Source organism: Bacillus sp. AFS037270 (assembly GCF_002585305.1).
Genome location: NZ_NUNF01000011.1, coordinates 113,655 through 127,297, shown reverse-complemented (window position 1 = coordinate 127,297; position 13,643 = coordinate 113,655). Strand labels below are relative to the sequence as shown.

Below are 13,643 nucleotides of genomic sequence, written 5' to 3'. Positions count from 1 at the left end.
AATTAACTGGTTTTAACCAGTCCCTGCATCCAATTCCTTTCAAGATAGTAATCTGGTATTCTCTCAGATATAAGCTGGTTCCAAATGATGGAAACTTCTCCCTTGCATTCGGATGCAATAAATGTTTGGGGACTTACCGGAATTAGTTGTTTATCGTTGGTAACCATTATTTCTATCATGTGTGATTGGCCATTTCCCTTTAATGTAACAGCATACCTTCCTGCGGCCGGCAATGTGTAGTGAGGCTTCACTTTTAAGGAAGTACCCTCCCATATACATGCTACCTCATAGGGACGCCCTAAAAATTCAAGTAATTGCTCAACCTCACCTCTTGCCAACTTTTCACGAATACATGTGGAGCTGATTTTTTCACCCCGGCATTCAACCTTATCTACCTTTGTGATTTCGAGAATCCCTCCAGAATCAGCTTTCAACCGGTCCATATTCCCCATACCACGAGACCCGTATGTGTAATCAAAGCCGGCCACTGCATGGACGACACTGAGGTCTACTAAATATTTTGCTGTAAATATCTCAGGTGACAGGGTAGAGAATTCTTTATCAAATTCGACGATGTAAAAGATGTCTACACCTAACTCGCATAATATCCCCGCCTTATCAGAAAGGGGCATAAGGTAGTCGATTTGAGTTTTTCCATTAGATATAACCGTTTTCGGGTGGGGGAAAAAGCTCATCACAGATAGACATAGATTTGCTTCCTTCGCCTTCTGAAAAGCTGTTTGAATGACTTCACGGTGTCCAATGTGAATTCCATCAAAAAATCCAAGAGCCATGACGCTTGGACGGGCCTTCTTCTGCCAATACGCCAGATTGCCGGGATTCAAATAAATGGTTTCCATGCAGTCCCTCCTTCTTTTTAACTCAAGCTCCTATGGTAATTTACTTCCAGCGCTCTTTTTCAGCTAAATGTTTTTTGTATTGCTTGAAAGACTACAAAGAACGCGCCCAAAGTTTTCCTTTGATGTAATTGGGGATATCGTTCTGTGTGTGTATAGTGCTGTAAAATCACGAGCGATTCGCTGCATCGGATGTCCAATTCCTACATAGCCTGAGCCGGTAGCAAGGATTAGAATATCAATCGCTTCTTTACAAGCCTGTACAGCATACCCAATATTAGCCAACGCCTTCACTCGTTCAAACTTACTCATGTACTCACCGCTTGTGGCACAGGCATCTAAGTTATCAGCTACTTTATAAAAATGCATGGCAGCGGTTTCAATTTTTAGCGAGGCTTCCGCAGCCTGATGGTGGGTAGTTGCCGCATCTCTTGCAAATTCAACCCCTAAATTGGCTGACCTTTTGTTTGGCAATGTTCCCATAAAGAATTCTAATGCCGCTTTGGCCATTCCTAAACCAGGGACACCGATGGACATGGCTAGTGCTGGGAAAAGTGCGGTGTTATAGAGTGGGATATCGCGAAAGTGATCAGATTGGAATTTTCCGTCGATTGCGGCTGTAAAGGATACAACATGGTGGTCAGGAACAAACACGTCTTTCATGTAGATGCTATTGCTTCCTGTTCCTCGGAGGCCCATTACATTCCAATCATCAGCAATTTCTACTTGGCTCATCGGAAGGGTGATCAGACCTTGGTCCACATTGTTACCGTCTTCATCTACAATTGGCATCCCGAAATAACCCCAGGTCGCATGGAGGGATCCGGAACAAAACGGCCAATAGCCTTCTTCAATGATGTAACCTCCTTCCACCTTTTTAACTTTTATCTTCCTGGGTTCAAAGACACCAGCAAACACGATATCGTCACTGGAACCGTAAATTTCCTGATGTGTCTTTTCGGAAAAAGATTCAGATATCATTAATTCGCGCAGGCAGCAAAGCGCGACTACCCAGCCGGTGGAACCGCATCCGCGTGAAATCTCCGTTACAATGTCGGTATAGGTTCTCATATTTGTTTGATAGCCGCCAAATTGTTTGGGACGAAGGATATAAAACAGGCCGGATTCTTTTAATTCTTTTATGGTGGATTCGGGTATCCTGCGAATTTCTTCTGTTTCCTTTGCCCGCTCTCTTAACCGTGGGACAAATGCTTTAGCTTTTTCAACTAGCTCGGTTTGGATATCTAAAATCGTACTTGTCATGATTCCTCCTCATCCCTTCATTATTTTATTTGAACGTTAGTGAGTAATTGGTTGCTGGTTATTGTTTGTTCTTGAGTAAATTTTAGAAAATTCGGATACTTGAATCTAGAGTAAAAACCGTTTGAGTTAGGGCAGTTTTTCGGTAGTTTTTATTGGTTTTTTTATTGAAGAAAAAAAATCTAACACTGAACTTATGGCTTTTATCCATAAAAAAACACCTAAAATGCTGGCTTTTAGGTGTTGCTGAAAGTAGTGGTTGCCTTACTTGCGGATAGTATTAGCTTATTTGCGGATAATCATCTTTTACTTACGGATAGCCTCCTCTTATTTGTGGATAATCATCTTTTACTTGCGTTAGCATTTCCTACTTTCTGATAATCATATCTAACTTGCGGATAACCATAATTAACTTGCGGTTAGCTCCTACTTACTTGCGGATAACCCCTAACTACTTGCGAAAACCATTTTCCCCTTAATATCGAAGTGCATTCGATTCCAACCCTGCAAGTACGCGGCCATAATTTTCTTTAGTAATCGTAGGTGACAGTGATCGGTGAGAATACAAGGTCATAAAATCACGGAACATTCTTTGAAGCGGGTGGCCATCATACACATATCCCGAGCCGCTGGCAAGCATCAAAATATCTAGAGCCTCTTTACACATTTGGTTAGCATAGCCGATATCAGCTAAAGTCTTAACCCTTGTATAACGATCCATGTATTTTCCACTTGCCGCCCAAGAGTCCAGCTCATCCACGACTCGGTAATAATGCATGGAAGCCGTATCAATTTTTAACGAAGCATCCGCAATCAAAAGGTGGGTGCTCGTCGCATCCTTTAAGAATTCAACTCCAATATGAGCCGCCCGGCGATTTGGCAGGAATTCCTGAAACGATTCTAATGCCCCCTTTACTACTCCTAACCCAGGCAGTCCCAGTGATAAGATCAAACTTGGAAAAAGTGCAGTATTATACAAAGGGATATCGCGAAGGTGCTTAGATTGGAAATTTCCGTTCAACGATTCTGAAAAAGAAACACAGCGATGTTCAGGGATAAAAACGTTTTCCATTTTCACACTATTACTGCCTGTTCCCTTCAAACCCATCGTATACCAATCATCCATAATATTTAATTGTTCAAAAGGCAATGTCATTAAGACCTGATCAACTAGTTTTCCATTTTCATCGATAATAGGCATCCCAAAGTAACCCCATGTGGCATGAAGAGATCCTGAACAGAACATCCAGAAGCCTTCTTCAATTAAATAACCTCCATCCACCCGATGGGCAATACATTTCCTTGGTTCATACACCCCTGCAAATAAAACATCCTCTTATTTTCTCCAAAAATCTCGAGATGAGTTTTTTCGGAAAAGGATTCGGCTACCATTAGTTCCCGTATTGCACATAGCGCGACAATCCAGCCCGTAGAGGCACATCCTTTCGAAATTTCGACCACAACATCTGCATAGGTTCTCATATTCGTTTCCGAGCCGCCATAGCGTTTCGGACGAAGTAATTTAATCAGACCTGTTTCTTTTAATTCCTTTATCGTTGCTTCGGGGATCCGTCTTATTTCTTCGGTTTCCTTTGCTCTTTCACGTAATTTTGGCACTAATACCCGTGCTTTTTCTACCAGCTCTTGGTCAATTTGTTTCACATTGTTCATTTCACCATCTCCTCTTTTTCTCCCAATTGATTAACAAAACTAGCTGCGTTCTCACCCGCCATTTTTCCAAAAACAGACCCTGCCATTAAACCTGCACCACCCGGGTAATTAAAGTAAAATAATCCGCCAACTAGTTCTCCTGCCGCATACAAACCGGGTATAGAGTTAGACAAGATGTCTTGTACCTCTGTTTTCGAGTTTATTTTTAACCCGCCAAAGGTAAACGTAATGCCGCAGGTGACTGCATAAGCTTCAAATGGTCCCTCATCCAACGTATTGGCCCAATTTGATTTATTCACCGCTAATCCAACTGTACACCGTCCGTCCTTTATATTCGGGTTAAACGGAACGGCCTTTCGAATCGTGGCATTGTAATCCCTTACCGTCTTTAAAAATCCGTCTTTGTCAACACCTTCAAGCTTTTCAGCTAATTCTTCCAACGTATTGGCTCTTAGCTTTGTTACCTTTCTTCCCCGGTACTCATCGCGTAAAAGATCAATTACCTTTTGATCAAAGATCTGCCAAGCAAATTGCCCCGGCTGCTCGAGAATCAGCTTTCCATATTTGGCATACGTGTAGTTTCGGAAATCGGCTCCTTCATCGACAAAACGCTTGCCCTCCGCATTCAACATAATCCCAAATGGATAACTTAGCTTCTGAAAGCCCTCGGTGAATTCCGCCAAATACCGGTCACCGCCTACTGCATGGCAGCCTGACCAGTTCCCAAATGCTTGGGCACCAATGTTAAGTGCCATTTGAATACCTTCACCCGTGTTAAAGCGGCTGCCCCTCGCATGTGCTAGATCCCAATTTGGACCTAAATAACGCGTGCGCATTTCTGGGTTCGCATGGAATCCCCCTGATGCTAAAATAACGGCCTTCGCATGGACCTCTTTTGTTTTTCCTTGATGTTTAAAAACAACCCCATGAACTCCGTCGTCGTTATGAATTAGCTCGATTGCCATCGCATCAAATAGTACGTCGACTCCTATTCGGCCAGCTTCTTCATGTAAAGCCTCGATCAAACCTGGACCGCCTCCGACAGACTCAACAATCATTCCGCCCCAAAACTTAAATTTCCCATCAATTTTGAACGCCTGCCGGCCATAAATTGGCACCCATCTTACTCGATGGGACTGCATCCATTTCATCGTTTCAAAGCTCTTACTTGTGAGTAGTGAGGCTAATTCCGGATCAGTCCGATAATCCGTGACACGGCACATATCATTAAAAAACTCTTCCTCTGTATATGTCCCAAAATCCGTACATTCCATTTCCTCAGCTGTTAAATCTGGCATAATTTGTTTTAGGTCGTCCATTCCGTTATAAGCAAAACGAATCGATCCATGAGTATACGTGCTATTCCCGCCCTTTTCCGTTTCAGGTGCCTTCTCTAGGACTAAAACTCGAGCGCCATTCTCACGTGCGGCAATTGCTGCACACATCGCAGCATTCCCTGCCCCTACGACCACAATATCTGTACAATGAATTTCACTATCCATCACTACTCTAACCCCTCTTTCGAAAAAAACTGACTCAAGTTTGCAAGTTGAGTCAGTTTTCAAGAATTATGCTTCTATGGTCGGTTTATTCATTTCTTTATCCATCACAGAATCGCCCCAGTAGGTATTACCAATTGAATGCTCTTTTTCCGTCCACTCAACTGGTTCCCAATCAGGCTCTAAGATTAGATAAGAACCGCTAAACAGTTCTACACGGCAGCCGCTGCCTGGGTCTAAAACATAGAGATAGAATGCTTGGGAAACACCATGCTTTCCTGGCCCAATAAAATTAATGCCATTTTCTTTTAAAATATCAGCAGCCCTTAAAATATCTTGGGCATTATCAAGCCAATAAGATATATGATGCAGTTGATTTGGCGTTTGAGCCTGTGGTCTTGAAATCACGGCAATATCGTGAACCAATGGAGTAACACTCATCCAGCCTGCTACGGTTTTGCCATTATTGTATTTTACATATTCACGGAGCTTAAAGCCTAACTGGCTTCCTAAATAATCAATAATCTCGCCAACATCCATTGAGGTTGCAATATTGACATGGTCAAACCTTCGAGGTGAGCAGCCGCGGGCCCAGGATTTATAAGTCTGGTTTTTCAAGACGGATCGTCGCCTTTCATCGGCCTTTGGTTTTTCAACATCGTAATAAATTTCGAAAGAATGCTGACTTGGCAGTTTAAAACTGATAGCCCTGCCTTGCCCTGTCTCTTCTCCTGCTTCAATCCATCTGACTTCTGTTCCTGCCTTTTCTAACAACTGCGCAAATCCTTCGACATCCTCAGGACGCTTGGTTCTCCAGGCAATGTGATCAATATAGCCTCGCTCACCCTCTGTAAGGGAAAGCGTATGATGTTCAAAGTCGCCCCAGGCCCGCAAATAATAGATCCCATTTTTCTCTTCAGTTACTTCTAATCCAATTACATCCCTGAAAAACCAAAGCGATTTTTCAAGGTCTGGTGTAACAAGGGCCACATGTCCCAGCTTTGCAATTTCCGGTAAAGTCATTCCCAAAACCTCCATTAGAGTTTACTAGAAAAATAATCTTGGATTAATTGATTAAAACTATTTTTTTGTTCGATTTGCGTCCAATGCCCCGTTTGACCGTAGACATGAAGCTGGACATTTGGCAAATAGGATAGCAGATAATAGCTTGACTCAATCGAGCAAACCATATCGTCTCGTCCGTGTACTAATAAAATGGGGTGTTGAATTCGTTTTAAAGCCGTAACAGGTACCGGAACCGCAGCAGTTGCAAAGATGGCATCATTGGAACGTTGAATTTCCGGTCGCATAGCGGTTTCATAACGGGTTTCTGCTAGGGCATCAATTTCGGGTGCTAGTTTTTCAGCATCATAGACAAACCAACTCATAATTTGGCGCATTTTCTTTTCCGATGGATTATCATAGAATCCCTTCGCACGGGCAAGCTCAGTACTAAGTTTGGTATTAGGTGTCCCTCCTGGTCCCATTAATACAACACTACAAAACCGTTCCGGGTGTTCTAAAAGTAATTCAAGGGCAATTGAACAGCCTAAAGAATTCCCAACAACATGAGCCTTTTCAATTCCAAGTTCGTCCAACAGTTCGATGATTTGATTGACCCAAAGATCGGTCCAGCCCTGACGATTCTTTGGCAGCGTTTCGGGATGGCTGCTGTTTCCGAAACCAAGGAGGTCCGGGGCAAGGCAATCATATTGCTCACTGCATGCATTTAATGCATAACGCCAGTTAGCCCATGCGAACACACCTGGTCCAGATCCATGTAAAAATAAAATCACCTCAGCGTTTCCTTCCCCTGTACGATTAAGAAATGTTTCAAAGTTTTTGGTTTTAATTACATTCTGTTTTATCTGTTCCAAATTAAATTCTCCTCTCTTTAAATAAATAGTTCATGAAACCCCTTACATTTCTTCGTCATCTAGTTCTTGATTCAATTTTAAAAAATTAGGAATTCCAATTCTAGAGAAAAAACCATTTGATTTATTTCTATTTTTAACTACTTTTTATTGGTTTTTGGCAAAAGTTTAAACGTAAAAAAATCCGGGTTTTACACCCGGACTCTAGTTCGTTCACCTAATGACTCTATTAATTTGGTACTTCTATGACACTGTCTTCAGCCATATCTGACTTATTCTTAGGGATTAATTTAAGAGTTGTAAGAGTAATCAAGCTAATTATAAGGAAGCCTGCAATGATAAACATAGCTTGAGTAAAATTGAAAATACCCATAATCATTGGCCCCACAAATCCACCTAATGAGGAAAGCGTGCTTACTAACGCGATGCCAGCTGGTGCCGTTGATTCAGAGAAAAAGAAAGTAATATAGGCATAAAAAGTTCCGGAAATCCCATATAGTCCTGCAGAGGTAATCGAAAGCATTAAAACCATCAGTGGAACAGTTGTAACAAACGCACAGCCTATGAACCCGATCATAGCGACAGTCACACATACACCTAAATGCGATTTATGTGAATTGGTTCTATCTGCGTTCCAACCTGTAAAAAGAATAGATGGAATAGCAATAATCGAAGGTATCATCGCTAACCAGCCAATCTGCATATTTGTCGTGGAAGAGGCTGATAAAGATTTAATAATAGTAGGCATCCAATACGATAAAGCATTCACGGCAATAAAACCAGCAATATTAAATAAAGCTAACTTCCAGACTTTCGAGTCCTTTATCATGTCAAGATGAGAAGTCTTATTTAATTTCGCACTTAAGGCTCTCTCCTTTTCCAGCTCCCCTTCCAGCCAAGTTTTTTCTGCTTGTGTTAACCATTTTGCATTGGCAGGTTTATTGGACAGGTAAAATAGAACCACAATCCCCAAAATAACGGCCGGAATTCCTTCCATAATAAACATCCATCTCCAGCCTGCTAAACCACCCCACGAAATGGTGTCCATAATCCATGTTGACAGTGGTTCTCCAATTAATGCACTTAATGGCAAGGCAACGAAAAATAACGCGGTTGCTCGCCCCCTCTCCCGGCTTCGAAACCAATAAGTTAAGTAAAGAACGATTCCAGGAACAAAGCCTGCCTCGGCTGCTCCTAGTAAAAAGCGTAAAATGTATAAATGAGTGGCGGTTTGAATAAACCCTGTTAAGATCACCACAATTCCCCATGAAATCATAATTCTTGAGATCCACAATCTTGCCCCTACTTTGTGCATAATTAGATTACTCGGTACTTCAAAGATAAAATAGCTGATAAAGAATAAGCCTGACAACAGGCCAAATGCCTCTGCGGTTAATGCCAAGTCAGCATTCATTTCTAAGGCGGCATACCCCATATTAACCCTGTCCAAGAAAGCGACAACATATAAAACTAAAATAAACGGTAAAATTCTCCTCATTGTCTTCTTTACAGTACTTTTTTCAATAGATTGAACTTGATTCAACATCATTCCCCCCTATTCAATATTGAAAACACTTACATTTATCAATTTTAGAAAATTCAATTATTTTAATCTAGAATAAACATTATTTAATTTTGAGAGATTTTTAGGCAGTTTATATTGGTATTGATTTTCCGGTAGTTTTTATTGGTTTTTAAAACAAGAAAGCACTCCTCTAAATGGAATGCTTTGCACGGCCTATATCTCTAGTTCTCCTAATGCCAATTGTGAATCTAAAATTAACTGCAACTGATAACTTTGCGATGAGTCACGTAGATCCTTTTGGAGCAGGCTCTCAATTTTATTTATTCGATACATTAGACCACTCATGGATAACGCCAAGTCATCCATGGTTTGCTGCAGTTTCCCTCCGTTCGATAAAAAAACATAGAGGGTTTTAACTAATTCCTTTTGTTTTGCCTCACCTATCTTAAAGAGAGGCCCTAATTCTTGTTTGGCTATTTTTTTAATTCCACTTACATTTTTGGAATTAATCAACACCCCAACAATCCCTAAGTCTTTAAAATGAATAATCTTCCTTCCGGCAGCCATCCTTAAGGCAATCAATGATTCTTCTAAATTTTCCAAAATACCTTCAATATCATCGGATTTATCACTAATTCCCATCTTACAATCGTATATTGTATGTGTAGCTTCCACATGCTTAATAATCTTACCCAGATGACTTAACAGCTGAGCAGATTCAGGGATTAGCATGATAATTTGACCCTCATATTGAGCTATCAAGGCCTTATATCCCTGGATATCTAAATACTTTGCAATTGTCTCAAGAATTTGCTCGTATTGATCTTTCTTTATATTTGCTATATTTCCTTTATTCTTAAAGTCTAATGCTGCCACATAAAAGGGCTCTGCTAAATTGATCCCCATATACCTGCCTCGATGAATAACCTCTTCTCTGTTTGAATATTGGCCCTTCAGAATTTGCTCCAAAAAATAACCCTTCATTTTTTCAACTGCTTCAAAACTGGTTTTTTCATTCAAAAGATACAAGGATGCCGCATTGGCCACCCGTTCAATGAACATAACGTTGTTCTCGGTACTATTGTCAAAGCCTTTCGGATATAGGAATGTACAATAACCGATTACCTTCTTTTGCACAATTATGGGCGAAAGAAGACGCTCCTGATTTTCCGTTTTTAATCTTGTCGTTTCATTGAATAATGGGAGAGCTGTATTGTTTTTCCTATTCTTTCGAATCAAGCTTTCTTTTAATTCCTTACTCAATCGGCTGTATTCTTCTTGATTGATACCTGAAAAAACAATTTTTTGAAAGCTTAAATCTTCAACTGAAATCGGAATCTTTAATAGTTTAAATGTTGTATCTGCTATATCTTGTAGATTATTGCCATTTGAAATACTTTCCGTTAATTTTTTGTGGAATCTAGAAACCTTTTCCACAAGTTTTCGCTGCTCTAATAGTTGCTCATAGGTGTACTCTAGTTCTTCAATGATATTAATTTCTTTATAAAATTTTAGCTCTTCAGAAATCTCAATGCCCCAATCATCTTGGAGTCTAGCTTCAAAACAACATTCAGCATCTCCTTTGGCAATACAGCATATTTCCTTTACGATGACACTTTTTTTACAGACCGTTGACATATAACCGCTTGCATATCCTGTTAACGTGTGACAGGCAGGAATATCTGATTCACCATGATGTTTAAGGTGCTCGTTAGCCTCAAAGGAGTCAATCCATTTTCCTTTACCAAGAATTGATTTTATAGTGTTGGAATCACTCATTTCGATAATTCGTTCCGATTGAATATCTTTAATATGTCCTGTACTTAAATGGAGGATGGAAGCTTGTTGAAGGAGCTCATTAATATTTGAAGTTTGTTTCATAGCTTCCTCTGCATCCGTAACACCAAGACTCCAGCCGTAACGAAGTAGAAAGCTCTTTGCTCTAGTAGTTCCTAGATTTTCAATGATTCCTTTACGTAAAAGTCCAAAAGCGGAGGAAGTAGTGATAATTTTTTTAGTTTCTTCTTCATTCGCACTTAGTTCCAGTAAATTTGCCATATTCCCCTTCATGACCTCACCCCTTAATACCAAGACTATTTAGGTGAAAATAAAGACTCCTTTACTTTTAACAAGGAGTCTTTTACTTTGTTATTTAAGATTAACTACTTTATCTTCAGCTAATGAACGGTAACGGCCGCTGTAAAAAATAAGTGGTTCTACATCTTCAAGCTGGATATCTGTTACTTTGCCGATAAAGAGTGTATGATCACCCTCAACATGTTCTGCTCTAACGTCACAAGCGATTTGGACAACAGCACCCGCCAATACAGGCTTCCCATCTAAGCGGTCAAAAACAACCTCTCGATGCTCTTTCAGCTGGCCGGCAAATATCATTGAAAGTTCTTGTTGGTCCGCCGCTAATATATTTACAGAAAACGTCTTGCTCCGCTTTATTTTTTCAAGAATTCGCGCTTTTTCCCCAATTGAAACCACAACCAGCTTCGGGTCTAGTGAGACAGACATGAAGGCGTTAGCTGTCATTCCATGTACATCTCCATCCAGATCAGTGGCAATAACGGTTACACCAGTTGCAAATTTCCCCATGGCTATACGAAATTGACGGTCATCCATTCTTTAGTCCCCTTCCTTTCCTATCACTTTTATACTTGTAAAAAATTTATGCTTCAATCGTTGGGTTGTTTTCTGGCTTATTGTCCATTTGGTCGCCCCAGAACGTAAAACCGATATCCATCTCATCTAATGTCCATTCAATCGGCTCCCAATCAGGTTCAAAGATTAAGTAACCGTTTGTAAATAATTCCACTCGTAAACCGCTGCCCGGATCAATAGCGTAGATATACATGGCTTGTGAAATTCCATGCTTACCAGGTCCTTTAAAGAAAATCCCATTCTCTTTCAGGATATCCGCTGCTCTTAACAGGTCCTGAGAATTATCGAGCCAATAGGAAATATGATGTATTTGATGTGTGGTTGGTGAAAATGGATCATGGCTGACGGCAATATCGTGAACCAGTGGTGTCACACTTAACCAAGCTCCAATTAAAGAATCATCTGGTGCTTTTACGTATTCCCGCATTTTAAAACCTAATTTCTCTTTTAAGTAATCTGAAATAACATTTGCCTTAAGAGAAGTTAAAAGGTTGACGTGGTCGATTCGTCTTGGCGATACTCCGCGTGCCCAAGACTTATAAGTCTGATTCTTTAATACAGAGCGTTTAGATGGTTCTGCCAGCGTTTTCTCCATATCATAATAAATCTCAAACCGGTGTTCACTTGGTAATTGGAAACGGATGGCTCTGCCTTGACCTGCCTCAACTCCGGCCTCGATCCAGGTTACCTCTGTACCCGCATCTTTTAATAGATTAGCAAATCCTTCTACATCCTCTGGGCGTTTAGTTCTCCAGGCGATATGGTCAAGATGATTTTTGTCTCCTGCTGTGACTGAAAGTGTATGATGTTCAAAATCTCCCCATGCCCGTAAATAATGGGTCCCGTCTACTACTTCTGTTTCTTCCAAGCCAATTACTTCTTTATAGAACCAAAGTGACTTCTCTAAGTCTTCCGTAACTAATGCGACATGCCCTAACTTTGCAATCTCAGGTAAACTCATTTTGTTTCCTCCTAGACTATTATTTAATAAGAAAGCCTTTACATTTATCTTCAAAAAAATCTTTTTTTAAAATAAATTACGCCTTGCTGTTTTCTAATACTCTAGAAGTTTAGTTTATACAAAATAGGTGTTAGGTTCCTGACCGCACAGTACCCTGCCATAGGTTTCTATTAAACTGGATGGGGTGATAAAGCCATGTAAATGCATGGTCAGAAAATCCCGATAAACTCTTTGCAGTGCGTTCGTTTCATATGTGAACATAGAGCCTACTCCAGCCACAAGGAGATCTATCGCTTCTTTACATAATTGGTTTACATAACCAAAGTCTGCCTTTACCTTAACAATCTCAGCCTGAGCCATTACCATTCCCCGATCTGCATATTCATCAATCTTATCAACAGCCCGGTAAAGGTGAAGTTCAGCAGAATCAATTTTTAGCTGTGCCTGTGCAACCTGAAGGTGGGTAATCGGTGCTTCGTTTTGCTTATGGTAGAAGGTATTCCCAATTCCTGCCTTTGGAAGTCTCTCCATGTATAAATCCATGGCAGCCTGGGCAAGGCCTAATGCCGGTGCAACGATGGATAATGTTAGAGACGGCACAAAGGAAGAACGATATAGTGCAACATCCTTAAGCGGTTCAACTAAATAATGACCTTTACTAGCCAATCGATCTAACGACACACGATGCTCAGGAACAAATACATTTTGAATCCTGCAGCTATTACTGCCTGAGCCTTTAAGACCCATTACATACCAGTCATCTAGTACTTCCAACTCATCCCGTGGTATGACCATGATCGCCATCTCAACACCGCCATTGTCATCTGCGATCGGGAACCCAAAATAGCACCAGTCAGCGTGTGGACTGCCCGAAACAAACGGCCATTGTGCTTCTTCAATAAAATAGCCGCCGTCCACTTTTTTAATATTACATTTGATGGGTTTAAAGTTACCAGCCAGCACAACATCTTTTCCTGGAGGATAAATTTCGCTTAGAGCCTTTTCACCAAACGTATAAGATATCATATAATCCCTAATATTACTCAACGCACAAAACCAGCCTGCTGATCCATTTCCTCTTGAAATTTCCGTAACAACCTCTGTATAGGTACGCATATTCGTTTGATAACCGCCAAATAGATGGGGACGTAAAACTTTTAAGGTGCCCTTATTTTTCATTTCTTCGATAACAGCTTGGGGTAACGTATTGGTTTTCTCAATTTCTTCACTATGTTCCCGTAATGTTGGGATGAGGGACCGAGCATTTTCCACCAATTCTCTCTTTACATCTAATACACTTTGCTCCATAAACTGTACCTCCTAGAT

12 protein-coding genes are annotated in these 13,643 nt (G+C 40.7%); all 12 read right to left on the bottom strand.

The annotated features are described in order from the left end of the window. Positions 1-2: 2 nt before the first annotated feature. The gene (locus COD92_RS05820; RefSeq protein WP_098528626.1) at positions 3-860 is read right to left on the bottom strand and encodes an FAD synthetase family protein; all 858 of its coding nucleotides are present in this window, start codon (positions 858-860) and stop codon (positions 3-5) included. A 63-nt stretch (positions 861-923) separates the two neighbouring features. Then, a complete protein-coding gene (locus COD92_RS05815; RefSeq protein ID WP_098528627.1) occupies positions 924-2,120 on the bottom strand; it encodes an acyl-CoA dehydrogenase family protein in 1,197 nt (398 codons plus the stop codon). Between the two features lie 472 nt (positions 2,121-2,592). Then, the gene (locus COD92_RS32665; RefSeq protein WP_255295245.1) at positions 2,593-3,363 is read right to left on the bottom strand and encodes an acyl-CoA dehydrogenase family protein; all 771 of its coding nucleotides are present in this window, start codon (positions 3,361-3,363) and stop codon (positions 2,593-2,595) included. A 17-nt stretch (positions 3,364-3,380) separates the two neighbouring features. Beyond that, on the bottom strand, positions 3,381-3,788 hold the full coding sequence (locus COD92_RS32660; protein WP_255295244.1) for an acyl-CoA dehydrogenase family protein: 408 nt from the start codon (positions 3,786-3,788) through the stop codon (positions 3,381-3,383). Beyond that, the gene (gene tcuA / locus COD92_RS05805) at positions 3,785-5,290 is read right to left on the bottom strand and encodes an FAD-dependent tricarballylate dehydrogenase TcuA (protein ID WP_098995927.1); all 1,506 of its coding nucleotides are present in this window, start codon (positions 5,288-5,290) and stop codon (positions 3,785-3,787) included. The genes COD92_RS32660 and tcuA overlap by 4 nt, the downstream gene beginning before the upstream one ends. 66 nt (positions 5,291-5,356) lie before the next feature. Next, positions 5,357-6,310: a VOC family protein gene (locus COD92_RS05800; protein WP_098528630.1), complete on the bottom strand. Its 954-nt coding sequence runs from the start codon at positions 6,308-6,310 to the stop codon at positions 5,357-5,359. 14 nt (positions 6,311-6,324) lie between these two features. Continuing rightward, entirely contained in the window at positions 6,325-7,164 is an 840-nt protein-coding gene (locus COD92_RS05795; RefSeq protein ID WP_098995926.1) for an alpha/beta fold hydrolase, read from the bottom strand. A gap of 226 nt (positions 7,165-7,390) precedes the next feature. Further along, on the bottom strand, positions 7,391-8,704 hold the full coding sequence (locus COD92_RS05790; protein ID WP_255295243.1) for an MFS transporter: 1,314 nt from the start codon (positions 8,702-8,704) through the stop codon (positions 7,391-7,393). A gap of 195 nt (positions 8,705-8,899) precedes the next feature. Further along, entirely contained in the window at positions 8,900-10,756 is a 1,857-nt protein-coding gene (locus COD92_RS05785) for a XylR N-terminal domain-containing protein (protein ID WP_098995924.1), read from the bottom strand. A gap of 78 nt (positions 10,757-10,834) precedes the next feature. Continuing rightward, complete coding sequence (locus COD92_RS05780; RefSeq protein WP_098528634.1) at positions 10,835-11,317, bottom strand: flavin reductase family protein; 483 nt, start codon at positions 11,315-11,317, stop codon at positions 10,835-10,837. A gap of 46 nt (positions 11,318-11,363) precedes the next feature. Then, on the bottom strand, positions 11,364-12,317 hold the full coding sequence (locus COD92_RS05775; RefSeq protein WP_098528635.1) for a VOC family protein: 954 nt from the start codon (positions 12,315-12,317) through the stop codon (positions 11,364-11,366). A gap of 114 nt (positions 12,318-12,431) precedes the next feature. Further along, positions 12,432-13,625, bottom strand: a complete 1,194-nt coding sequence (locus COD92_RS05770; protein WP_098528636.1) for an acyl-CoA dehydrogenase family protein — start codon at positions 13,623-13,625, stop codon at positions 12,432-12,434. Positions 13,626-13,643 lie beyond the last annotated feature (18 nt).